Raw genomic sequence first — 25,325 nt, 5'->3', positions numbered from 1 at the left:
GGAGACTATTGATGGAACCTCATGATATGTGGACGTCATATCCGTCCTTAAAAAAAGACTTACAAAAAACATTAAATTTAATTTCAGAATCAATTTATCTACCTAATAAAGAAGTCGAAGATGCTATATTAGCTATTTTCCACTCTGGTGGGAAACTACTTCGTCCAGCGTATCTGCTTTTATTCTCCGAATTTGGAACAAAAGTGGATAAGAAAAAGACCATTGCTCTTGCTGCTGCGATTGAAACACTTCATACTGCTACGTTAATTCATGATGATATTGTTGATGTCGCTGATACTAGACGTGGAACTAAAACGATGAATGCTGCTTTTAGCACTGACATCGCGGTATACTCTGGTGACTATCTATTCATCGTTTGTTTTAAATTATTAATTCAATACCAAAATTCATTAAAAAGTATTGAGCTTAATACAACAAGTATGGAAAAAGTTCTACTAGGAGAACTTGGCCAAATGAGTGAACGCTATAATATCAATGTCACTGTTGATGACTATTTAGCCAATATCACCGGAAAAACAGCGGAATTATTTGCATTAAGTTGTTTTATTGGATGCTTTGAAAATGGCGGAAGTAAAAATCTTGCGAATAAATGTCGTGAAATTGGAAAAGACATCGGTCTTGCATTCCAAATTGTGGATGATATTTTAGATTATTCTCAAAGTGAAGAAACTCTTGGAAAACCTGTATTAGAAGATGTTAGGCAAGGGATTTATAGCTTACCTTTGATTTGTAGTATTGCAGAACATCCTGACTTTTTTGAGCCGATACTTAGTAAAAAAGAAGCCATGACACAAGAAGATGCGAAAAAAATCCATGATTTAGTAATCGATTGCCATGGTGTAGAAAAAGCCTATGAATTAGCATCTCACTACACAAATCGTGCTCTAGACGGCATCCAATCTCTTCCTAATAATAAACAAAACACTAAAGAAATAATCTATACTATTACAAAATCGATTTTACAAAGAACGTTTTAAACCTTAATCATTTCCTTGATTAAGGTTCTTTTTATTCATATGGTTGCACCAAGTGTTTAAACCCGATATAATCGGGGAGATACGATAGACATTACAACAACATTAATAAAGAAAAAGTGAGGGATTTATTTTGATTACTGTTTCAGATGTAAGTTTACAATTCCCGGATAGAAAACTATTCGACGATGTAAATATAAAATTCACACCAGGAAATTGTTATGGATTAATTGGTGCAAATGGTGCTGGAAAGTCAACTTTCTTAAAGATACTTTCAAATGAAATTGAACCAACCACAGGATATGTTGCTTTAGGACCTGATGAGCGATTAGCAACACTTAAACAAAATCATTTTGACTATGAGGACGAAACGGTGATAGATACTGTTATAATGGGACATAAACGTCTTTATGAAGTGATGCAAGAAAAAAATGCCATCTACATGAAAGAAGATTTTTCTGATGAAGATGGGATTAAAGCAGCTGAACTTGAAGGAGAATTTGCGGAATTAAATGGTTGGGAAGCTGAACCAGAAGCGGCAAGTTTACTACAAGGTTTAAATATCACAGAAGACTTACATAGTCTGAAAATGAGTGAACTAACAGCCGGACAAAAAGTAAAGGTATTGCTTGCTCAAGCACTATTTGGCCAACCTGATGTATTACTACTAGATGAGCCAACAAATGGTCTTGATAGAGAGTCTATCGCATGGTTAGAAGAATTTTTAATCAACTTTGACAATACTGTTATTACGGTTTCCCATGACCGTCATTTCTTAAACAAGGTATGTACACACATGGCTGATTTAGATTTCGGAAAAATTAAGCTATACGTTGGGAACTATGATTTCTGGTTAGAGTCTAGCCAGTTAGCTGCTAGACTTCAAGCAGATCAAAATGCGAAAAAAGAAGAAAAAGTCAAAGAATTACAAGCCTTTATTGCAAGATTTAGTGCCAATGCTTCTAAATCTAAACAAGCAACTTCTCGTAAAAAAATGTTAGATAAAATTGAACTAGATGATATCCAACCATCATCACGTCGTTACCCATTTGTAGGATTTAACCCAGAACGTGAAATTGGAAATGACTTATTGCAAGTTGAAAATGTGTCAAAAACAATTGATGGGAAGAAAATTCTAGACAATATCTCATTTACACTAAGAAAAGATGATAAAGTAGCCTTTATTGCAAAAGATGATATCGCAACGACTATTCTTTTCAAAATTATTATGGGTGAAATGGAGCCAGATACTGGTTCGGTTCGTTGGGGTGTTACAACATCTCAAGCTTATCTACCTAAAGACACAACAGAAGAATTCAACAATGATATGACCATCGTGGATTGGTTACGCCAATATGCTTCAAAAGAAGAAAATGATAATACATTTTTACGTAGTTTCTTAGGACGTATGCTTTTCTCAGGCGAAGATGTATTAAAACCTGTTAATGTGTTATCTGGGGGAGAAAAAGTACGTTGTATGTTGTCGAAACTAATGTTATCTAAGTCAAACGTACTTGTATTAGATGATCCAACCAACCATTTAGACTTAGAATCAATTACAGCTCTAAATGATGGCTTAATCGCCTTTAGCGGTTCTATTCTTTTTTCGTCACATGACCACCAGTTTATCCAAACAACTGCAAATCGTATCATCGCAGTGTCAGATCAAGGTGTAATTGACCGTGCAGAAACAACCTATGATGAGTTCTTAGAAAATGAGACAGTAAAAGAGCAATTAAAAAAGATATTCAAATAAAAGTGGCTGATCAAAAAGTAACTTTTTAAATGAAAATCACTAAACTAACAAAATAGAAATCCCATGAAGTCAGTGTTTTAATAAACTGATTTCATGGGATTTTTCTATTTTAAGACTTTTGGGTCAGCCTCTTTTTTAATCATATAAACTAAGAATTAACTCACCATTTATCCATTCACCTAAGTAAACATTTTGAATTTCTACTCCCTGTTTATTTAATTCATTAAATAACCAAGATTCATCTCGTTCAATCATTTCTAATACTTCCTGATTAATGTATCCATTCGTAATTATAGGGTATTTAACATTTTCCTCGCCATATAAAATAATAGTCAGCTGACCATTCTGTTCTTGGATTGCACGTTTTACTGAACGTGTTTCATAGACATTGGCTTGTCTTAATTTAAACATTAAATCATTAGCGGAAATGCCTTTTTTACTGCATTCATCTACCAATACTTTGCCGTTTTTTATCAATGTTGTGGGATATCCATCTATCATTTTTTTTACAATCGCAACATTCTCTTTTAAATATTTAAACAATGTTACTAAAAATGTCCACATCACCAACACCAGAAAGTATTGTAAGATTGATATTTGAGCATTGTATATCATCCCACCTATAATTCCCCCTAAAACAAAGTTCTGTAATTGATCTAGTGGTGACGTTGGCGCCAAATTAGCTTTTCCTAATAAATTCATCTGAAAAATCAATGTAATAATCCCTATAGCTAACTTAATTCCTATATCTAAATACTCTTTCATTTTCTCATCACTTCCCTGTTACCTTGATTGATTCATCATTGACTAACACTGTCTCTTCTAGTTTAAATGTTGTAAAATCACTGTTAAAGTTTACCTGATAATACTTATTATTTATTTTAAGTACCATCTCATCTTTTAAATACTTATAATTCACGCTGATTGTTTCAGGATCAACTAATTTTTTCTTACTAACTGCATCTAAAAAGAAAAGCATCTGAGAGTAGTTTCCTTTTTCTGCCTTACCTTTTTGATAGTCATTTGTCTGAATTCCTATTAAAAAGACTAAAAGTAATGATAATAGAATAATCAAATCACGATATTTTAATCGACTTTTATTTTTTGAACGCCTTAGAATCAATAATAGAATAATTATCAAAGCCAATATAACTAATAAATATTGATAAATATGGCTGTTACTAGATTGATTAACAAAATAATTGTATGTAAAAAACTCCATATATCGCAACTCCTAATTTTAATGATGACATAATTATACTATTTATCATAATAAATAGATAATATAATAACAAAACAGACATCTATTACCGTTAATTAATGGATGTCTGTTTGGTTATTTATTTTTCTTTACCAAATGAAAAAATAGCTAATGCGCCATATCCTGTATGACTAGCAATAGTTGGTCCCATTCGGCGCACTGAGATACTCTGCACATTAATTTTTTCTTCTAATATTCTTTTTAATGCTTCTCCTGACTCTTCATCCCCAGCGTATGCAATCAAAATATCTTGTGTTGTTTCATTTTCTATCGTATCTTTCGTTAACTCCACAATCTTATCAAGAGAATGTTTGCGTCCTCTAACTTTTCCGGTATTAATTAATTTTCCTTCTGCATTCATACAAATAATTGGTTTAACTTTAATCATACTACCAATCACAGCACTCGTTTTCGAAATTCTTCCACCACGTTCCAAATGTTTTAAGTCATCAACCGTCACCCATGAATGAACACGCGGTATATTAGTCTTAAGCCAATCTAAAACTTCTGATATTTCTTTTTCTTGTCGTCTAAGTGATAAGACATTCTCTATGATTAGTCCTTCTCCTAAAGAAGCCGCTAATGAATCAACTATAGTAATAGGCACACTACTGCCACTTTCTTCTTCCAACATAGCTAAAGCTGTGAGTGCATTATTATATGAACCACTAAGCCCTGAAGAGAAGCAAACATAAAGTAACGGTTGATTGCCTGAAGCGTAATCTCTAAAAATATCTAAATAATTGCCAATGTTAATTTGTGAGGTCGTTGGTGTTGCACCATTTTTTAATTCAGACATAAACCATTCATAATCAAGCGTTTCTTGAAAATCATCAAGATACTCTTTACCATCTAATTGGATTGTCATACTTATTTTTCGAATACCTGTTTCTTGCAACAGTTCATGTGATAAATCACAACATGAATCTACCAACAAATCAAATTTATAAGTCATTTTTTATTTTCTCCCTATTATTGGTCTCACGCTATTATATAATAAAAAAATGGAGAGTTCGATAACTCTCCATTTTTGTTCTATTTATTGGGCATTTAAATTTGTTCCCAAACGTTTTCTAAGATATTTGTTTGTGTTCTATCTGGACCTACAGAGAACGTTGAAATACGGACATCAACTAATTCTGATACACGTTTAACATAATTTCTAGCGTTTTCTGGTAGTTCTTCTAATGTTTTACAACCTGTAATATCTTCTTCCCAACCTGGTAATTCTTCATAGATTGGTTTACATCTAGATAACTCTTTTAAACTCGCTGGATAATGAGTTATTTCTTTACCATCTAGTTCGTAAGCTACACAAATTTTGATGACAGGTAATCCTGTTAATACATCAATAGAGTTCAATGAAAGATTCGTAATACCTGACACACGTCTAGAATGTCTCATCACAACACTATCAAACCAACCAACACGTCTTGGACGGCCTGTTGTTGTTCCATATTCGCGACCTACTTCTCTAATTTGGTGTCCTGTTTCATCAAATAATTCTGTTGGGAATGGTCCATCACCAACACGAGAGGTATAAGCTTTACAAACACCCACCACTTTATCAATTTTTGAAGGACCGACACCTGTTCCGATTGTTACACCACCAGCTAATGGATTAGATGATGTGACAAATGGATACGTCCCTTGATCAATATCTAGCATAACTCCTTGAGCACCTTCAAATAGTACATGTTTTCCATTATCTAATGCTTCATTTAAGATAACTGATGTATCAGTTACGTATTCTTTGATTAATTGACCATACTCATAATATTCGTCAAACACTTCTTCAAATGAAATTGGATCGACTTCATATATTTTAGTGAATAATTTATTTTTTTCTTCTAAATTCACTTTCAAACGTTCTTCAAAAATATCTTTATCTAATAAATCAGCTATACGAATACCTACACGAGCAGCTTTATCCATATAAGCAGGACCAATCCCTTTAATTGTTGTTCCGATTTTTTGATCACCCTTAGCATCTTCTTGAAGTTGATCTAAAAGAATATGGTATGGCAAAATTACATGCGCTCTGTCTGATATTCTTAAATTAGTTGTTGGAATATTGTGCTCTTTTAAATAGTTTAATTCCTTGATCAATGATTTTGGGTTCACTACTACGCCATTTCCAATCACGCTTATTTTATCTTGGTAAAAAATACCAGATGGAATTAAATGGAGTTTGTAAGTTGTTCCATCAAATTGAATAGTGTGGCCTGCATTGTCTCCACCTTGGTATCTTGCAATAATTTCTGCATTTTCACTTAAAAAGTCAGTGATTTTCCCTTTACCTTCGTCTCCCCATTGAGTTCCTACTACTACAACTGATGACATACGAACACTCCGTTCTTCTCTTTTATTCATTACTTGACTATATTACCAAAAAGAAACCTCAAACACAACTAAATCAGAACATTTAAAATAAAAAAACACATTTCAATCACAAATCACGAACATCAAAACTCTTCGCGTGGTGAAATGGAGGTAAACTTATTATATTCTTTGATAAACATCAATTCTACTGTTCCTCTTGCACCACTTCTATTTTTTTCTATAATAACTTCGATAATATTATTAGACTCTTGTACCGGCTCATCATCACCGTCCTCACCATCTCGTTGATAATAATCATCACGATATAAAAAGGCTACAATATCTGCATCTTGCTCTATAGAACCAGATTCACGAATATCGCTTAATACGGGACGTTTATCTTGTCGTTGTTCGACACCACGTGATAACTGTGATAACGCAATAACAGGAACTTTTAACTCTTTAGCTAATTTTTTTAACTGACGTGAAATCTCAGACACTTCTTGTTGTCTGTTCTCGCGTCCTGTTCCCTCAATCAGCTGCAAGTAATCTATTAAAATTAATCCCAAATCACCTTGTTCTTGAGCTAATTTTCGGCATTTGGCTCTAATTTCAGATATTTTGATTCCTGGAGTATCATCAATAAAAATATTTGCTCGTGACAAACTACCCATCGCAACAATTAGACTATTCCACTCTTCATCAGTTAATTGACCCGTTTTCAAATGACTTGCTTCGATAGAACCTTCTGAACATAGCATACGATTTACTAACGATTCAGCACTCATTTCTAGACTAAAAATAGCAACTGATTCATCTGTTTTAGTTCCTACGTTTTGTGCGATGTTTAAGGCAAAAGCGGTCTTACCTACCGCTGGACGAGCTGCTAAAATAATTAATTCTTCCGATTGAAGCCCTGCTGTCATTTTATCTAGTGCATGATAACCTGTAGGCAATCCCGTGATATCGTCACCCTGTTGTGATAACTGCTCAATCTGCGCGATGGAGTCACTTAATACATCAGATATCGCTAAAAAGCCACTCCTATTTCTTTTTTCTGACACTTCCAGTATTTGACGTTCAGCTTCATCTAAAATAAATTCCACATCTTCGTCTTGCTCGAACCCTCTAGTTACAATATCAGTAGCTGTTTGTATTAATCGACGTAGCAATGATTTTTGTTCCACTATTTTTGCATAGTAACCGACATTTGCTGCAGTTGGAACACTCGTTGTCAATTCAGATAAATAACTAATACCGCCTACATCTTCAATTAATTGTTTCTGCTCTAGTTCTGTTTTCATTGTAATGACGTCAATTGCTTCATTACGATTATTTAAATCTAACATCGTTTGAAAAAGTAATTGATGTGAACGACGATAAAAATCTGCTGAATCAATATATTCCATTGCCTCAATCAAAGCATCGGCATTTAAAAAGACAGAACCCAAAACTGCTTGTTCTGCCTCGATGCTTTGAGGTGGCACTCTATCTTGTTGAATATGTTCCATAGATTACAACCCTCAATTTCCGGTTACTCAACTACAACATGAACGCGTAGTTTTGCGACCACTTCTTTATGTAATTTCACTGGAACAGTTGTATAACCTAATGCTTTAATTGGTTGTTCCATTTCAATTTTACGTTTATCTACCTTAATGTTATGTTGCTTTTGTAAGCCATCTGCAACTTGTTTTGAAGGAATAGATCCAAATAAGCGTCCATCTTCTCCGGCTTTTGACTTTATAATAACTTCAAAACCTTCAAATTCAAATTTTTCTTTTAATTGTTTCGCTTCCTCTAAAATCTCAGCATCTTCTTTTGCTTTAGCTTTTTCTTTTCCTTTTAATTCACTTAAGCTTTGAGATGTTGCTTCTTTAGCTAATCCTTTTTTTATCAAAAAGTTTTGTGCATACCCTACGGCAACATCTTTCACTTCTCCTTTTTTTCCTTTTCCTTTAACATCTTCTAAAAAGATAACTTTCATCTATATCCACTCTCCTAACGATTCTAGTTATATACTCTTATCATTTTACCATAATCCATAGTATTTCTAAACTATTCTTCATTGTTTCACGTGAAACAAAAAAAAGACATTCATTAGAATGTCTTTTGATTGATTTTAATTAGTCTTCACTAACGAATGGTAATAATCCCATAATTCTTGCACGTTTAATTGCAATCGTTAATTTACGTTGATGTTTAGCACATGTACCTGTCACACGACGAGGTAAAATTTTACCACGTTCTGAAACAAAGCGTGATAATAATTCAACATCTTTATAATCAATATGATCAATATGGTTAGCTGTAAAGTAACATACTTTACGACGACGGCGTCCGCCTCTTCTTTGTTGAGCTGCCATTTTATGCCCTCCTCTATTATTAGAATGGTAAATCGTCATCCGAAATGTCTATCGATGATGAGTTTCCAAATGGATTACTGTTATCACGATTGAAGTTCGGCATGTCATTACTTGAAGATTGGCCAAATGATGATTGTGTATTTTGATTATTTTGAGAAAAATCATTAAATCCACCAGCATTGTTATCAAAGCCACCAGATTGTTGTTGTCTTTGACTTGATGCGTTTTTAGATTCTAATAATTGGAAATTCTCACAAACCACTTCAGTCACATACACTCTTTGTCCCTGTTGATTCTCGTAGTTTCTTGTTTGAATACGGCCAACAACTCCTAAAAGAGTTCCTTTTTTAGCATAGTTTGCTAAAGTTTCAGCTGGTTTTCTCCAAATCACACAGTTAACAAAATCTGCTTCTCGTTCTCCACTTTGATTAGTAAAATTACGATTAACAGCCAAGTTAAAAGTGGCTACGGCAGAACCATTTGACGTATATCTCAAATCTGGGTCGCGAGTAAGTCTACCTACCAATACAACATTGTTAATCATTGGTTAATCTCCTTTCGTTATAAATGTTTCACGTGAAACATTATTAGTTTTCTTCTTTAACAACCATGTGACGTAAAATGTCATCATTGATTTTTGCTAAACGATCAAATTCATTGATTGCTGCAGCATCTGTAGAAGAAACTTTAACGATATGGTAGATACCTTCACGGAAATTTTGGATTTCGTAAGCTAAACGACGTTTTTCCCATTGTTTAGATTCCAAAACTTCTGCTCCATTATCTTTCAAGATTGAATCGAAACGATTTACTAGAGCATTTTTTGCTTCCTCATCAATGTTAGGACGAATTATATACATGATTTCATAATTTGATACCTGACTCATTGATTTTCACCTCCTTATGGACTAAAGGTTCCTTATTTGTAAGGAACAAGGAGAGTAAATTTTCATTTACTCACAGTATTAAATTATACACTTTTAGATGATTCATTGCAATATAAATTTATAATATCTTTATTTTAATCGACTTCTTGCCAATGATGTGTTTCTTCAAACTGTTTAATATCATGAGTGGCATTCTGGGTAATTTCTTTAGGAAACCCAACAATATCTAATAATTTAATAGCATTTCTTTGTGTGTTAATACCTCTTTTTAGTTTATAATCAAATGAAAATTGATCATCTCTTACAGTTTCTGAAAAATAAATCATTTCGCAATGTTTTGATAAAATATGCGGAAGTTCCACATCATGAGTTGCTACAAATAATAGACAATCATTCTGACTCAACCATTTTATTGTATTTGCAGAAGCACCAATACGTTCGATTGTATTCGTTCCACGTAAAATCTCATCAATAAAACAATAGCTAAAACACCCCGTAGCGACACTATCAATCATCTCTTTTAATGACTTTATTTCAGACATGAAATAACTATCACCTTCAGAAATACTATCGCTGACTCCCATAGATGACATCACTAGACCAGGTCTTAACTTAAACTCATCTGCTAAAGCCATATTTAACGTCTGAGAGAGAATACAACTAATACCTAATGATTTTAGGTTGACTTTCCAGAAGCGTTAGAGCCCGTTATAAGGACTGTTTTATGACAATCAAACGAATTAGCAACTGGTCGTTGGATTAAAGGATGAATTAACGACTTTACCTCAATGGCTGTTTCATTAGAAAAATCTGGTTTACACCAATCACCTTCATTCATTTGTCTAAAATTTAAAACACCACAATTAGCATCCAGTTTCCCTAACAATAAACATAATTCCTGTAACTCATCTTGATGTTGTCTAAATTTTTTATCCACCAATTGAAAAGATACAAAAGGTAATAAAAACATCGCTGAAATTGATTCTATCAAGACTTCTACTTCACTACCTGATTTTATTCTGAAAAAAAATCCATATTTTAATACTGACTTTAAGGGATTAATTAATGGCCTGATTTTATCTTCAATGAAAGACAGCTTAGATACTTTAACCGATATACCTATTGTTTGGACAAAATAAGATAACATTATTAATTCCATCTCTAGTTTTGCTTTATAAATCAAATAAAAAACTACATTGAAAAATATTGATGCAATAAAAATTCCTAAACCAATTTTAGGTGTCAGTATCATCAGAAAAAGCGATATAATTGGTAAACATGCTGCAATCTTAATAAATGGACTGGATAAAATAGTAAGTGGCATTAACTCATCAGAAAAATAACGATAAATCCCATTTGTGTTTACCTTTTTCCTAATTGATTCAATTGATATTGCAGTTCTTCCCTAACATCATTATTTTTTCCCAGATAGTCTTGCCATTCTTCCACTACAATATAATGATGTGGTGAGTCTAATTCCACTGACTTTAAAGATGAGTAGAGCATGTCTTCACCATATTTACTATAGGTTAAATTTATCTTTTTAAACACGTCAAACATGTCTAAATCATGCCAAGTAGCTGAATTAACATTGTCTTTCCTATTCATCATACTAAGTAGGTAATACGTTGCTTCAGTCAAGTACTCCTCATTTGGAGAGTGATACGCAGATGGATCTTTTCCCCATCTCTTTTGAATCATTTGTCGGTATCTTCGGCGTTCTTTCATGCTTACAAATATAATAAAACAAATCACTCCTATAAAAACTAGTCCTATAAATCCTACTTCATTCATTTATACACCCCTTTATTTAAACTTTTTTGTAAAAAAACCATTCAAAATACAGTATATTTTGAATGGTTTTACTTTTATTCTTCAGAATTATTTTCTTCTTCTACTTCTTCTGTGACTTCAATTTCAATTTCTTCTGAGACAATAGTTTCCTCATCTTCTTCAACTTCAATTGTCGCCATAGTAGATACTAAAGCATCTTCTTCTAAACGAATCAAGCGGACACCTTGGGTTGAACGTCCAGTTTGAGAAACTGAATTCAATTCAAAACGGATGATAACACCTTTGTTCGTTACTAACATGATGTCTTCTTCGCCACTAACAGTTGTTAAGCCGACAAGATGACCATTTTTTTCAGTAATATTGACGGTCTTGATCCCTTTACCGCCACGACCTTTAATTGGATACTCTTTAGCATGTGTTCTCTTGCCATAACCATTTTCAGTAATAACTAATACTTCCATGTCTGGTTTTAAAATATCCATGCCAATAACATAATCATGCTCTCTTAAACGAATACCACGAACTCCAGCAGCACTACGTCCCATTGAACGCACCGCTTCTTCTTTAAAGGTAACTGAATAACCTAAGTTAGTTCCAATAATGATTGTATCATCACCATTAGTCAAAGCTACGTTGATTAATGAATCCCCATCTTTTAAGCCAATAGATTTCAATCCATTTGTCCTGATGTTAGCAAACTCTTGAACTGAAGTACGTTTTACCGTTCCTAGCTTAGTTGTGAAGAATAGATATTGATTCGAATCAGCTTTACCTTCAACATTGATAATCGCTTCAATTTTTTCAGACGAATCAATGCCTAACAAGTTAATCACTGGAATTCCTTTAGCTGTACGACCATACTCAGGAATTTCATATCCTTTGGCACGATAGACTTTACCTGTATCAGTAAAGAATAATAACGTATCATGTGTCGAACATGACAATAAGTTTTCTACAAAATCATCATCATGCACGCCCATACCTTGTACACCACGTCCACCACGATTTTGCGTACGGAATTCTGTACTTGGCAAGCGTTTAATATAGCCATTATGAGTTAATGTAATCACGACATCTTCTTCTTCAATTAAGTCCTCATCTTCAAGGCTCAATACTTCGCCGACTAATAATTCTGTACGACGATCATCACCATATTTACGTTGTACTTCATCAAGCTCTTCAGCGATGATTTCAAGTACTCTATGATGATTAGCTAATATGTCTTTCAAATCAGCAATTAATACTAATAAATCTTGGTATTCCGCTTCGATTTTTTCACGTTCTAAACCAGTTAAACGACGTAAACGCATATCTAAAATTGCTTGTGATTGTCTATCCGATAAATCAAACTGTTCCATCAAAGTTGCTTTTGCCACATCATCAGAATCAGATGCACGGATAATTTTAATAATTTCATCAATATGATCTAACGCAATTCTCAATCCTTCTAAGATATGAGCACGTGCTTCTGCTTTTTGTTTATCAAATTCTGTACGACGAACAATGACTTCTTCTTGATGTTCTAGATAATATTCTAGAATTGATTTTAATCCTAAAACTTTCGGCACACCTTTCACAATGGCTAGCATATTAAAACCAAAACTTGTTTGTAGTGAGGTTAATTTGTATAAATTATTCAACACAACAGATGCACTTGTATCTCGACGAATCTCGATGACAATACGCATACCTTCACGTGATGATTCATCTCTTAAATCAGTAATACCTTCGATTCGTTTTTCACGATGTAACTCAGCAATACGTTCAACTAGTTTTGCCTTATTCACCATATATGGAATTTCTGTTACAATGATGCGTTCGCGGCCATTAGATTTTTCTTCAATATCCACTTTAGCACGAACAATAATTGAGCCTCTACCAGTCTCATAAGCTTTACGAATACCAGATTTTCCCATAACAAGTCCACCAGTTGGGAAATCTGGACCAGGTAGAGCTTCCATTAATTCATTCGTTGTTACTTCTTTATTATCCATCAACAACTTCAACGCATCAATGACTTCAGATAAGTTATGCGGTGGTATATTCGTCGCCATACCAACCGCAATACCAGTTGTCCCATTAACTAGAAGGTTAGGAAATCGTGCAGGTAATACTTCTGGTTCTCTTTCAGTTTCATCATAATTCTTTTGGAAATTAACGGTATTTTTATTGATATCACGTAACATTTCAATCGCAATCTTACTCATACGAGCTTCCGTATAACGCATCGCGGCAGCCCCGTCACCATCGACAGAGCCAAAGTTACCATGCCCATCAACTAACATGTTACGGTAACTAAATGGTTGAGCCATACGCACCATGGATTCATAAATCGCACTATCACCATGAGGATGGTATTTACCCATAACATCCCCAACGATACGTGCTGATTTTTTATGTGCCTTATCAGGTGTTACACCCATTTCATTCATCCCATATAAAATACGACGATGAACAGGTTTTAATCCATCTCTTACGTCTGGTAACGCACGAGACACAATGACACTCATGGCATAATCAATAAAGGACTCTTCCATTTCTTGTGTCAAATTAATATCTTGAATATTTTCTCTGATTTCTTCAGACATGAACGTATCTCCCTTACTTAAATATCTAAATTCTTAACATAATGTGCATTGGCCTCGATAAACTCACGACGGGGTTCTACTTTATCCCCCATCAACATATCAAACACAGCATCTGCTTTAGCAGCATCTTCAACTGTTACGCGTAACATTGTACGTTTGGCTGGATCCATTGTTGTATCCCACAATTGATGGTCATCCATCTCACCTAGACCTTTATAACGTTGAATACTTGGTTTTGGTGTCGCTGGAAGATCGGCGACTGCTTGTGCTAATCTTTCGTCTGCATCTTTTCCAGGTTGAATATATGTAATCTTTTTCCCTTGTTTTACTCCATATAATGGCGGCTGAGCAATATAGACATATCCAGCTTCAACAATTGGACGCATATAACGATAAAATAGCGTTAATAAAAGGGTTCTAATATGTGCCCCATCGACGTCGGCATCGGTCATGATAATTAATTTATGATAACGTGCTTTTGATACATCAAAATCGCCACCAAACCCCGTTCCCATTGCTGTAAATAGTGAACGAATTTCTGCATTGGCCAATATTTTTTCCATGCTTGCTTTTTCGACGTTTAAGATTTTCCCACGAATAGGTAAAATGGCTTGATACTTACGGTCACGACCAGTTTTTGCTGATCCTCCCGCAGAATCCCCTTCGACAATATATAATTCACTTTTCTCAGGATCACGACTTGAACAATCAGCTAACTTACCAGGTAAACTACTAATTTCAAGAGCTCCCTTACGTCGTGTTACTTCACGTGCTCTTTTAGCTGCCAAACGAGCTTTAGATGCTAAAATTCCTTTTTCAACGACGCGTTTTGCTACATCAGGATTTTCTAACAAAAATTTATTAAAGGCTTCTGAGAATAATCGATCTGTAACTGTTCTTACTTCAGAGTTACCTAATTTCGTTTTTGTTTGTCCTTCAAATTGTGGTTCTGGATGTTTGATAGAAATAACAGCTGTCATTCCTTCACGTACATCATCCCCACTTAAATTTTCGTCATTTTCTTTTAATAATTTTTGACGTTTTGCATAATCATTAATCACACGTGTTAAAGCAGTTCTAAAACCAAACTCATGTGTTCCCCCTTCATAGGTATGGATATTATTAGCAAAACTCAACAAATTAGTATGGTAATCGTCAGTGTACTGGATTGCTACTTCAACACTAATATCTTGTTGTTCACCTTCTGTGTAAATTGGATCTGGAAAAAGAACTGTTTTCCCAGCATTTAAATACTCAACATAACTCTTAATCCCACCTTCGTAGTGGTAAGATTCTTCTTTTTCAGGACTCACACGTTTATCAGTAATACTAATACGTAACCCTCGATTTAAGAAAGCTAATTCACGAATACGCGTTGCTAATTTATCATATTCAAAAACGGTTGTTTCTTTAAAAATTTCAGCATCCGGTTTAAAGTTAACAACTGTTCCACGATGGTCTGTTTCACCAATTACTTCTAAGTCATCTACAACTTTTCCTCGCTTAAATTCTTGATGATGAATTTTCCCATCAACATGAACTTTAACATTAAGTGATTCAGATAACGCGTTTACAACGGATGAACCTACACCATGTAAACCACCTGAGACTTTATAACCCCCACCGCCAAATTTTCCTCCAGCGTGTAAGACTGTAAAGACGGTTTCAACAGCTGGTCGTCCCGTTTTTTCTTGAATCCCTACTGGAATACCACGTCCATTATCTTTGACTGTGATACTGTTGTCTTCTTCAATCGTGACATTAATTTCTGTACAATACCCTGCTAACGCCTCGTCAATCGAGTTATCGACAATTTCCCATACTAAGTGGTGCAAACCTTGTGGACCGGTCGATCCAATATACATTCCTGGGCGCTTTCTTACCGCTTCTAATCCTTCTAAGACTTGAATTTGACTTGCATCATATGCTGAAGCTTGGCCTTCGTTTACTTGTTTATCCGTCAACGTCTTCACTCATCCTTTCTACTTCTCCATTTGTTACATAGAATACTTCAGGTTTAATGTTTAATTTATCATTTAAGTGCGACACACTCGTTGTTGTTAAAAATGTTTGGAGTTTATTATCAATAAATTCCATCAATTGTACTTGCCTTGCATCATCTAATTCACTTAAAACATCATCCAATAATAAAATAGGATATTCACCAATTTCATCATTAATTAACTCAATTTCCGCTAGCTTAACACTCAAAGCTGTTGTTCGTTGTTGACCTTGAGAACCATAAGTTTGAACATTTTGTCCATTAACCATAAAAACTAAATCATCTCTGTGTGGACCAACACTTGTTGTTAATTGAGCTAAATCTCTTGCTTCTGATTGTTTAAGTTCTTTCATGAGTAAATGATATAGCTCTTCTTGAGTCATCTCTTCTGTCAACACTAGAGATGTTTTATAAGTAATGTTGAGTTTTTCTTTACCATATGAAATACTCTCATGAATTGTATTTGCCCATTTCTCTAATAATCCAATAAAATACAAACGTGAAAAGAGCACAAAACTTCCTTCTTGTGCTAATTGTTCATTCAATACATCTAAGTACACTGCATCATGTGTTTTATTATAAGCTGATTTTTTTAGATACTGGTTGCGCTGTTTCAAAACAGATTGGTAATTACTTAAGTGATGCAAATATTGTGAGTTGATTTGTCCAATTTCCATATCAAGAAATTTTCGACGATGTTGTGGTGAGCCTTTCACTAAGGATAAATCTTCAGGGGCAAATAATATGACGTTTAAATAGCCTATATACTGGCTCAATTTGGTCTGTTCTAATCCATTTATTTTTGTCTTTTTACCTTTGTTAGAAACAATCATCGTTAAATCAATGTCCCCATTTTTTTTACTGATATTCCCCTCAATTCGAGCAAATTCTTTTTTCCATTGAATTAACTCTTTTTCATGATTACTTCTATGACTCTTTGTTAATGATAAGACATAGATACTTTCTAATAAATTTGTCTTACCTTGTGCATTATCTCCTACAAATACATTTAATTTAGGTGAAAAATCTAATGTTAACTGATTATAATTACGATAATTTGTTAAGGCAATTTGATTTAGTTGCATGATTACTCTTCATCCAATGTATTTTTTTCCATAAAAAAAGTACCTACATCAGGTATTTCTATCATCATATCTGCATATAATTTTCTGCCACGACGGTTTTCTGGTTCTCCATCTACAAATACTGTATTCTCTTGTAAAAACCACTTAGCCATTCCACCACTTGAAATCACATCAACTTCTTTTAAAAATTGACCAAGAGTCATGTATTCTGTCTTTAATTTAAATGCCTTTTTCACAAATTTTCACCTTCTCTGTTTCAATTTACGGTTACTTACATTATACCCTTTTTACAGTCTAAAAACAAATTTTCTTTGGTAAAATCGTTTTTTAAGCATATATAGAATAAATCGATACTTTTTTCATTTTTAAGTCTAAATCTCTTAGAACGTAAAATAATGAATATTTTTATAAAATTCGACAGTACGAATAAAAGTTAGTTATTAAATTAAATGAAGTAGATTATTTTAGAATTTAGATATGCGAAATTAATTTGCTTTTCATACGCATTTTTACTTTAACAAAAAAAACAAAGTATCGAAGCGATCAATACTTTGTTTTAGAATTTGAAAGAATGACTGATAAAATTATTCTTCAAGTAAGCTATTAATATAAGGAATCATTTTTTCTGGCTTATCCATAGGTGCAAAACGTTTTACGACATTTCCATTTTTATCTACTAAAAATTTTGTAAAATTCCACTTGATTTTATTACCTAAAAAACCAAATGTTCCTCCAACTAAATAATCAAAAATTGGATTGGCATATGCTCCATTAACTTTGGATATTTCATGCATTGGAAAACTTACTCCATACGTCATTCGACAAGTTTGGCTTGCTTTTTTACTATCTTTTAATTCTTGATGAAACTGATCTGATGGGAATCCTAATACAATAAAATCTTGATTTTTATATGTTTGATAAATTTCTTCTAACTCCTTAAATTGTGAAGCTAAACCACATTTAGTAGCTGTATTAACAATCATCATCACTTTTCCTTTATATCGTTCCATAGAGTAAGTTTCACCATTATCCAATGTGGCAACATAATCATAAATAGTCATGTTATTACCTTCCTTTTAATCTCTTCATTTTCCGTTAAATTTGATCTTTTTATAAAAAAACCTCACGTTATAAGTGAGGAATTCATATTTAATTAGTTCGGACAGGGGTAATTAATTGAATAAATTCAATGTCTCCATCTTTAGGTTGTAATGTAAAGGGACGAATAGGTGAAATAAAACGAATTGTAATATCAATATCACCAAATGATTTTAATGATGCCTTCATATAATCTGGATTAAAAGATATAACTATAGGTTCTCCTTCAACTTCTAAGTAAGATAATTTCTCCTCTACATTTCCAATTTCTGGTGAATTTCCATATATAGTAACATTCTCTGAATCGATTGACAGTTTGACTATATTATTTCGACCCTCATGAGACAATAAAGATGCTCTATCTATTGCTGATAAAAGATTAGAAACATTAAAGTTTATTTCTGTATTAAAACTTGTAGGTATTAATCGATTTGTATCTGGATAATTACCTTCTAATAATCGAGAATAAAAGTTCATAGTCTCTGTTCTAAATAAAATTTGATTATCCATTATAGATATATCAACTAATTCTTCTTCATCTTTAAAAGAACGTGATAATTCGAGTAAACTTTTTCCAGGAATAACGACATCAAATACTTGATTTACATTATCTAATTCAATTTTTCGTTGACTTAGTCGATGACTATCTGTTGCCACAGCTAGCAATTGGCTGTTATTCAATGTTAAATGTACCCCTGTGAGTATTGGTTTACTTTCTTGAGAAGATACTGCGAAAACAGTTTCGCTAATTAGTTTATTTAATACCCTAGCAGGTAATTTGAAGCTTGTTTTATCATCTACAATAGGTAATTGAGGGTAACTCTCTGCATTTAATCCATTAACATTAAATAAAGCTTTACCTGATGTAATAATGACTTGATTATTTTCTATTAATTCTAATGTTAATGTTTGCTCGGGTAATTTTTTGATGATTTCATTAAAAAAGCGAGCTTGAATTACAATAGAGCCAGTTGATTCAATTAACATATTCGCTTTTTCATTGTTTACATTTAAAAATGTTTCAATAGATATATCAGCATTACTTCCTGTAAGAGTTAAACCTGATTCTGTAATCGTTAATTTTACTCCTGTTAAAATAGGAATAGTTGTTTTACCTGAAATAGCTCGTTGAACTGTAGCTAATTCTTCTAAAAATGCTGATCTATTTAGGGTAACTTTCATTAAGAGATCTCCTTTTAATTAATATTATATAAAATAGTAGTAGTAGTAGGTGCTGTTCATACTGTGGATAAACCCTTTTTGTGGATAACTGGTAAAGGATTCAGCTTGTTGAAAAGCTGTGGATAAATCAATATTAAATTTTGTTTTTTTCCACAGCTTTTCAAAGAAGTTTTTGTTTAATATCATTTACTTCTTTTTGTATAGTTATATCTTTTTCAATTAATTGTTGAATTTTTTCATGTGCATGTATGACTGTCGTATGATCTTTACCACCAAATTCTGCGCCAATTTTTGGTAAAGAATTATCTGTTAATTCACGAGATAAATACATAGCGATTTGTCTAGGAACAACGATGGTTTTGACACGTTTTTTCCCCTTTAAATCTTTTAATTGCAGATGATAATACTTACATACTTCTTCTTGAATACCTAAAATAGATAATTCACTTTTTTCTTTCAAAGGTTTTAAACTTTTTAATGCATCAGCAGCAAGACTAGTTGTAATATCTTGTCCTTTCATTGTTGAAAAAGCTTGTACACGTACTAGGGCACCTTCTAATTCACGTATATTTGAATCTATTTGACCAGCGATATAGGATAATGTATCGTCTGGAATTTCTAATCCTTCTGCATCTGCTTTTTTACGCAAAATGGCAATACGCGTTTCTAAATCAGGAGGTGTTATGTCTACTGATAACCCCCAAGCAAATCTTGAAACTAATCGCTCTTGTAATTTTGGAATTTCATTTGGTAAACGATCACTAGTCAATACAATTTGATGTCCCTCGTTATAAAGTGTATTGAATGTATGGAAAAATTCTTCTTGTGTCCCCTCTTTATCAGCAAAAAACTGAATATCATCAACTAGTAGTAAATCTACATTACGATATTCTTGCCTAAAATCTTCAGAAGTACTGTTTTTAATTGAATTAATATAGTCATTTGCAAATGACTCACTTGTCACATATTTTATTTTAGCGTCAACATTATTTGCCAACATTTGGTGTCCAATAGCATGCATTAGATGTGTTTTCCCTAGTCCTACACCACCATAGAAGAATAGTGGATTATATGTGGCTCCAGGGTCTTCTGAAACAACTAATGCAGCCGCATGAGCCATCTGATTTCCTTTTCCTATGACGAAGGTGTCAAAGGTATATTTAGAGTTTAGTAACGCTTTTTTACTATTTTTTTTGACAATGTTTGGTAATTCTACGGGAGAATCTTTTTGTGTTTTGGTTACAATAGGCTCATCGTCTTGAATAATAAAAACAGGCGTAATTTCTTCACCTGTTAATTCAAAACCAGTTTCTACAATTTTTGCAGCTAAATTTTTTTCCCAGTAATTTTTATGTAAATCTGATGGCAGTTCGATTGTTAATATATTATTTTGCAAATTAATCGGTTTTGCAGGATCAATCCAGGCACTAAAACTTGGAGAAGTTAGTGATTTACGATAGTTTTCAACAAGTTCCTGCCAAATAAAATTAAAATCGGGCATAGTTATCCCCCTAACTAATATAGTCTTTTATATTCTAGCACTAAAAAAAAAAGTTTTCCACTGAATTTTTTAGTTGTGGATATTTTATTATCAAGTCTTAATAAAAGATATGCACAGCTAGTTTTATTTTGTGTATATCTTTTATTAATTTTATTTATTAACAAGATATACACAAATACAAACGTTGTTATAACAATATTTATACATAGTTGTTAACAGGATTTAGAAAAACTGTTGATAACTTTTAAATAGCTGTGTGGTTGTTGATAACTCATGATTAAGTATATATCTTTTTTTTATTACTTATCATTTTTTAACAGGGATGTTATTAGATTTTATATTTTGTGGATAAGTATATATTAAGAAGAGTCTTAATATAGTTGACAAAAGGGGATATTTATTTGTATAATGTCATAGTCTGTCTAATGTGATTATTTAGAAAGCATATTAGTTTATAGGAGGTGTATGAAGATGAAAAGAACATATCAACCAAAAAAACGTAAACGTCAAAAAGTTCATGGGTTCCGCAAACGTATGAGTACTAAAAACGGTCGCCGTGTATTAGCAAGTAGACGTCGTAAAGGAAGAAAAGTATTAGCAGCATAAATCACTGACTCTACGAATCAGTGATTTTTTTTTATAATAAATTAAAAAAAAGCGGACTTTATGCTATGATAAGAGTGGTTTAATATGAAAAAAGCGTATCGAATTAAAAAAGAAAAAGAGTTTCAACAAATCATTGAGAATAAGCAATCTTTTGCCAACAGAAATTTTATAGTGTACGTCTATGAATCACCTGAAAACACTCATTTTCGTGTAGGCTTGTCTGTAGGTAAAAAAGTAGGAAATGCTGTAACACGTAATTATGTGAAACGATTAATACGAACTTCTTTATACGACATGAAAGAGATGATTCAGCCGAATTACAATATTGTATTAATTGCAAGACCTCAAGTCATTAACTTATCTTTCGAAGAAGTGAAGAAAAATATCGTACACGTGTTTAAATTAGCTAATTTAATGAAATAAGAGAGGGTTAGTCAGTGAAAAATAAGAAAAAATGGGTGTTTATTCTGTCCATGTTTGTTCTTGTCTTGATTTTGACAGGATGTGGTACAGGGGAAATCAATCAAAGTAGTGCTGGTGTATGGGATAGATATATTGTGTATTATTTTGGTGAGGCAATTAAAGCGTTATCTTTTGGAAATCCAGGGATTGGGATTATCATCTTTACCATTATTATTAGAATTATTCTATTACCATTGATGCATTACCAAACAAAAAGTATGCGTAAAACGCAAGAATTACAACCGAAATTAAAAGAGTTACAAGAAAAATATGCATCAAAAGATTCGGAAACAGTTAGAAAGTTACAAGAAGAGCAGCAACGTTTATATAGCGATGCAGGAGTTAATCCGTTGTCAGGCTGTTTACCTTTATTAGTTCAGTTACCAATTATGATGGCATTGTGGCAAGCAATTTCTCGTATACCAGAATTAACACAAGGAACATTTTTATGGTTAGAGCTAGGTAAGCCAGATCCAACATATATCTTACCGATTCTAGCTGCTATCTTTACTTTTATTAGTACAAGATTAACAACAATGAGCCAATCAAATGTTCAAGGTGCGATGAAGGCGATGAATTATGTGATGCCTTTAATGATTTTATTTATGGGTGTTAAATTAGCTAGCGGTTTATCACTTTATTGGGTAATATCAAATGCGTTCCAAGTATTACAAACGTTGTTGATTAATAATCCATATAAACTTAGACGTGAACAAGAAGCAGAAGAACAGCGAAAAAGAGAATTAGAAAAAGCATTGCGTAAAGCAAATACTTCAAAAAAACGAAAAAAATAAACTGAGGGGGTTCGTATTATGCCTACATTTACAGGAGAAAATGTTGATCAAGCCATAAAAAAAGGTTTGGCTTCACTTGATCTAAATCGTGTCGATGCGGATATCTCCATTATTGAAGAGGGAAAAAAAGGGTTTTTAGGTATTGGTAAGAAAGAAGCCGTTGTTTCAGTTGTTGCCAAAGAACCAGAAGTGGAAGAAATTGTTGAAGTAGTAGAAGACAACATAGCCACAGAAGTTATTGAAGAACCTGTCACTGTTACACACTCGGAAATAGTGGAAGAAGATAAGTCAGTACCAGTTTCCTCATCAAAAGATGTTTCACTTGATGACGCGATTACAGAATTATCATTGTATCTAACAGACATGACAAAAGCATTGGGAGCACCAGCAATGGTTCGAGTACAAAGAGATGATAATCAAGTCGTGTTTCACTTAGATACAGACAAAAAAGGTTTGTTGATCGGGAAGCATGGAAAAGTATTAAATGCTATTCAATATTTATCACAAGTTTATATTCATCGATTGGTTAAAAATCGTTTAACTGTTATTGTAAATGTCGGTGATTACCGTGAAAGACGTGAGATAGTGGTGAAAAGATTAGCTCACCAAGCTGTCAATAAGGTAAGAAATACTTCCCAGCCAGTGTTTTTAGAACCAATGCCAGCCTTTGAACGTAAACAAGTTCATTCCCTTTTGTCTAATGAAAAAGATATAAAAACACATTCTGAAGGTAATGAACCCCATCGCTATTTGGTTGTTGAGTTAAAAAAATAAGATGTTATCTAGTCATGCCTAAAATGGGTGTGACTTTTTTTATCCCTCTTTTTATGTCAATCGAAAATAAAAATGTCCCAAAATGAGGGCTCACATTAGCGCAATCTTTACTGCGTAAAACTTGCACTAATGTGACCATTATTGGTAAAATAAGGTACTTTTTGTTTCAGGCTGTTTTTTCAGCCTCATATTCTTCGATAGTACGGTCAATACTTTGAAGATACCTTTTGAAAGACTCAAGTTTCCACGGATGTGACTGTGGTGGAATGTACTTGCGTCTTTCTTTTTTTATATCTGAAGAAACCCCATCAAACTCTTTTGAATAGGTCTCGTGGTTTTTTAATCGTCTAGTAGGATAAATTTTTTCTGCTATATTAACATAAATCTCCCCGTTAAAAGCTTTTATAATTAATGCTTTCGTTTTCCTTGTAAAATATTTGTCGCTACCACCTTCCGTTGGAAGATAAAATTTATTTTGATACTTAATATGATGGCCATTATCGACTATACGATGAGAGACAGTAGCTAGTAATAAATTAATTTCAGCTGTTGTAGGAGAAGTTTCATAAACACTTTCTGCAGTTTTGTGACCAAATTGTCGATTAAACTTTCGAATCCATACAGATAGAAATTGATTAGCCTCCTCTATAGAATGTATATTTGCTATCTCAAGATCAACAGGCAATCTTGATTGCACTGTCCCATTTAAACGTTCTACACGACCTTTTGCTTGAGGAATAGAGGATGTTTTTATGTCAATACCTAATTGATGACAAGCAAACCCAAACTGCGTGAACGTATCTTCTTCTACAGCTTTTGTTGATTTTCTGTTGTACTCAAAGACGGTTCGTTTATCTGTTAGAAAAGTGGCAGGAATCCCTTGTTTTGTCAGAATTTGATGAAGAACATGGTAATAACCATTGAGCGTTTCCTGTTGGTCAAAATAAGCGCCAACAATATTACCTGATGCGTCGTCAATAGCTAAATGAAGATGAGTTATTTGATTTCCAAACCAATTATATGAACTAGCATCTAATTGAATTAATTCTCCTTTGTATTTTTTTCTAGGTCGACTAGGATGGGTCTTTTCAGGGAGTTCTAGGTAGTCTTCAGCTCTTGGAACCAATAGGTTCTCTGATTGTTTGGTTTGTTGACCTTCTTGCTTTATTAATTGTTTGAGTCTTCTTTTTGTCTTTTTTTGAGCCTTTGGTGAAAGTATTTTTTCTTTGTACAGGATGCTTCTAATTGTAGTATCTGTATAACAGATATGATGGTCGTTTTTCAGTATTTCAGTAAAATGCTTAATATTTGGTTTAATACTAAACGATTGATAACTAGTGATTATTTGTTGTTTTACTTTTTCAGGCACAGAGTGCTTATTTTTTCTCCCTCGATTTTTATGGACAAATGCTGATTTACCATTTTCCCTGTATGATTTCACTAAACGGTTAATTTGTCGTATAGATAAATTAAGTTCAACACTAGCTCTCTTTTTTTGTTTTTTATTTTCAGCGACAGCTTTAATAACTTGATACTTTTTGGTTTCATTCATTGTTAGATTTATCCTTTTCATAAAGTTATTTTATCATTTTGGGACATTTTGTCTTTCGACCTACTTAGGACATTATCACTTTCGAATGATAGTGTGACTTTTTTTATCCCTCTTTTTATTGACTAAAATAAATTATATGATATAATCCTTTTACAAACATTAATTGACAAAATGTGATGATAAGGAAAGTACTTTTTTGATAGCTTAAAGAGAGTCTCGCTTGGTGGAAAGAGATAGTGATAGGAAAAGGAAAATGGCCTTTGAACAGATTGGTTGAATAAGTTAAGATCAATTCAGGGA

The 25,325-nt window shown here is 33.1% G+C and carries 26 protein-coding genes and 1 other annotated feature (1 of these 27 only partly in view); of the genes, 6 read left to right on the top strand and 20 right to left on the bottom strand.

Translation table 11 applies throughout. The annotated features are described in order from the left end of the window. The first annotated feature begins 11 nt into the window (after positions 1-11). Together BW731_RS05915 and BW731_RS05910 are read left to right on the top strand one after the other, a co-directional pair. On the top strand, positions 12-998 hold the full coding sequence (locus tag BW731_RS05915) for a polyprenyl synthetase family protein (RefSeq protein ID WP_079346489.1): 987 nt from the start codon (positions 12-14) through the stop codon (positions 996-998). Between the two features lie 130 nt (positions 999-1,128). Next, the gene (locus tag BW731_RS05910; RefSeq protein ID WP_079346487.1) at positions 1,129-2,751 is read left to right on the top strand and encodes an ABC-F family ATP-binding cassette domain-containing protein; all 1,623 of its coding nucleotides are present in this window, start codon (positions 1,129-1,131) and stop codon (positions 2,749-2,751) included. Between the two features lie 135 nt (positions 2,752-2,886). Here the strand turns inward: BW731_RS05910 and BW731_RS05905 are convergent, their stop codons facing one another. The 19 genes from BW731_RS05905 to dnaA all read right to left on the bottom strand — a co-directional run bounded on the left by BW731_RS05905 (position 2,887) and on the right by dnaA (position 20,837). Then, the gene (locus BW731_RS05905; RefSeq protein WP_079346485.1) at positions 2,887-3,516 is read right to left on the bottom strand and encodes a DUF421 domain-containing protein; all 630 of its coding nucleotides are present in this window, start codon (positions 3,514-3,516) and stop codon (positions 2,887-2,889) included. 7 nt (positions 3,517-3,523) lie between these two features. After that, the gene (locus BW731_RS05900) at positions 3,524-3,973 is read right to left on the bottom strand and encodes a DUF3290 family protein (protein WP_079346483.1); all 450 of its coding nucleotides are present in this window, start codon (positions 3,971-3,973) and stop codon (positions 3,524-3,526) included. A 118-nt stretch (positions 3,974-4,091) separates the two neighbouring features. Next, complete coding sequence (locus BW731_RS05895) at positions 4,092-4,967, bottom strand: DegV family protein (RefSeq protein ID WP_079346481.1); 876 nt, start codon at positions 4,965-4,967, stop codon at positions 4,092-4,094. 95 nt (positions 4,968-5,062) lie between these two features. Beyond that, positions 5,063-6,355: an adenylosuccinate synthase gene (locus BW731_RS05890; RefSeq protein WP_079346479.1), complete on the bottom strand. Its 1,293-nt coding sequence runs from the start codon at positions 6,353-6,355 to the stop codon at positions 5,063-5,065. Between the two features lie 122 nt (positions 6,356-6,477). Next, positions 6,478-7,845, bottom strand: coding sequence for a replicative DNA helicase (gene dnaB / locus BW731_RS05885; RefSeq protein WP_079346477.1), 1,368 nt, complete (start codon positions 7,843-7,845; stop codon positions 6,478-6,480). Positions 7,846-7,868: 23 nt separating this feature from the next. Then, positions 7,869-8,321, bottom strand: coding sequence for a 50S ribosomal protein L9 (rplI, locus tag BW731_RS05880; RefSeq protein ID WP_079346475.1), 453 nt, complete (start codon positions 8,319-8,321; stop codon positions 7,869-7,871). 139 nt (positions 8,322-8,460) lie between these two features. Continuing rightward, complete coding sequence (gene rpsR / locus BW731_RS05875; protein ID WP_071455937.1) at positions 8,461-8,700, bottom strand: 30S ribosomal protein S18; 240 nt, start codon at positions 8,698-8,700, stop codon at positions 8,461-8,463. 19 nt (positions 8,701-8,719) lie between these two features. Further along, entirely contained in the window at positions 8,720-9,244 is a 525-nt protein-coding gene (gene ssb, locus BW731_RS05870) for a single-stranded DNA-binding protein (protein ID WP_079346473.1), read from the bottom strand. 43 nt (positions 9,245-9,287) lie between these two features. After that, the gene (rpsF, locus tag BW731_RS05865) at positions 9,288-9,587 is read right to left on the bottom strand and encodes a 30S ribosomal protein S6 (RefSeq protein ID WP_071455935.1); all 300 of its coding nucleotides are present in this window, start codon (positions 9,585-9,587) and stop codon (positions 9,288-9,290) included. Positions 9,588-9,721: 134 nt separating this feature from the next. Next, positions 9,722-10,222, bottom strand: coding sequence for a MutS-related protein (locus BW731_RS05860; protein WP_079346471.1), 501 nt, complete (start codon positions 10,220-10,222; stop codon positions 9,722-9,724). A gap of 41 nt (positions 10,223-10,263) precedes the next feature. Further along, positions 10,264-10,911, bottom strand: coding sequence for a hypothetical protein (locus BW731_RS05855; RefSeq protein WP_079346469.1), 648 nt, complete (start codon positions 10,909-10,911; stop codon positions 10,264-10,266). Positions 10,912-10,949: 38 nt separating this feature from the next. Further along, positions 10,950-11,381 carry a hypothetical protein gene (locus tag BW731_RS05850; protein ID WP_079346467.1) on the bottom strand — a complete coding sequence of 144 codons (432 nt, stop codon included), beginning with the start codon at positions 11,379-11,381 and terminating at the stop codon, positions 10,950-10,952. 74 nt (positions 11,382-11,455) lie between these two features. Continuing rightward, positions 11,456-13,969 carry a DNA gyrase subunit A gene (gene gyrA, locus BW731_RS05845; protein WP_079346465.1) on the bottom strand — a complete coding sequence of 838 codons (2,514 nt, stop codon included), beginning with the start codon at positions 13,967-13,969 and terminating at the stop codon, positions 11,456-11,458. A gap of 17 nt (positions 13,970-13,986) precedes the next feature. Beyond that, complete coding sequence (gyrB, locus tag BW731_RS05840) at positions 13,987-15,933, bottom strand: DNA topoisomerase (ATP-hydrolyzing) subunit B (protein WP_079346463.1); 1,947 nt, start codon at positions 15,931-15,933, stop codon at positions 13,987-13,989. After that, positions 15,923-17,056, bottom strand: a complete 1,134-nt coding sequence (recF, locus tag BW731_RS05835; protein ID WP_079346461.1) for a DNA replication/repair protein RecF — start codon at positions 17,054-17,056, stop codon at positions 15,923-15,925. The genes gyrB and recF overlap by 11 nt, the downstream gene beginning before the upstream one ends. 2 nt (positions 17,057-17,058) lie before the next feature. Continuing rightward, positions 17,059-17,292 (bottom strand): S4 domain-containing protein YaaA, encoded by a 234-nt coding sequence (yaaA, locus tag BW731_RS05830; protein WP_079346459.1) that lies wholly within the window; start codon positions 17,290-17,292, stop codon positions 17,059-17,061. Positions 17,293-17,640: 348 nt separating this feature from the next. Continuing rightward, positions 17,641-18,117, bottom strand: a complete 477-nt coding sequence (locus tag BW731_RS05825; protein WP_079346457.1) for a glutathione peroxidase — start codon at positions 18,115-18,117, stop codon at positions 17,641-17,643. Positions 18,118-18,205: 88 nt separating this feature from the next. Beyond that, a complete protein-coding gene (gene dnaN / locus BW731_RS05820; RefSeq protein ID WP_071455928.1) occupies positions 18,206-19,336 on the bottom strand; it encodes a DNA polymerase III subunit beta in 1,131 nt (376 codons plus the stop codon). Positions 19,337-19,496: 160 nt separating this feature from the next. Then, positions 19,497-20,837: a chromosomal replication initiator protein DnaA gene (gene dnaA, locus BW731_RS05815; protein WP_071455927.1), complete on the bottom strand. Its 1,341-nt coding sequence runs from the start codon at positions 20,835-20,837 to the stop codon at positions 19,497-19,499. 471 nt (positions 20,838-21,308) lie between these two features. Here dnaA and rpmH point away from each other — a divergent pair, with 471 nt between their 5' ends. The 4 genes from rpmH to jag all read left to right on the top strand — a co-directional run bounded on the left by rpmH (position 21,309) and on the right by jag (position 23,473). Next, complete coding sequence (gene rpmH / locus BW731_RS05810) at positions 21,309-21,443, top strand: 50S ribosomal protein L34 (protein WP_071457793.1); 135 nt, start codon at positions 21,309-21,311, stop codon at positions 21,441-21,443. A gap of 84 nt (positions 21,444-21,527) precedes the next feature. Further along, a complete protein-coding gene (gene rnpA / locus BW731_RS05805) occupies positions 21,528-21,866 on the top strand; it encodes a ribonuclease P protein component (RefSeq protein WP_079346455.1) in 339 nt (112 codons plus the stop codon). Between the two features lie 14 nt (positions 21,867-21,880). Continuing rightward, positions 21,881-22,699 (top strand): YidC/Oxa1 family membrane protein insertase, encoded by an 819-nt coding sequence (locus BW731_RS05800; protein WP_079346453.1) that lies wholly within the window; start codon positions 21,881-21,883, stop codon positions 22,697-22,699. 18 nt (positions 22,700-22,717) lie between these two features. After that, the gene (jag, locus tag BW731_RS05795; protein WP_079346451.1) at positions 22,718-23,473 is read left to right on the top strand and encodes an RNA-binding cell elongation regulator Jag/EloR; all 756 of its coding nucleotides are present in this window, start codon (positions 22,718-22,720) and stop codon (positions 23,471-23,473) included. Positions 23,474-23,639: 166 nt separating this feature from the next. On the opposite strand, the gene BW731_RS05790 is transcribed toward jag, so the two are convergent. After that, positions 23,640-25,025 carry an ISNCY family transposase gene (locus tag BW731_RS05790; protein WP_079345715.1) on the bottom strand — a complete coding sequence of 462 codons (1,386 nt, stop codon included), beginning with the start codon at positions 25,023-25,025 and terminating at the stop codon, positions 23,640-23,642. 167 nt (positions 25,026-25,192) lie between these two features. Then, positions 25,193-25,325 (top strand) — a binding site (T-box leader); it runs 106 nt beyond the window's last position.

The organism is Vagococcus martis, from assembly GCF_002026305.1.
GTDB classification, from domain to species: domain Bacteria; phylum Bacillota; class Bacilli; order Lactobacillales; family Vagococcaceae; genus Vagococcus; species Vagococcus martis.
This window is presented reverse-complemented; position numbering and strand designations above follow the sequence as displayed.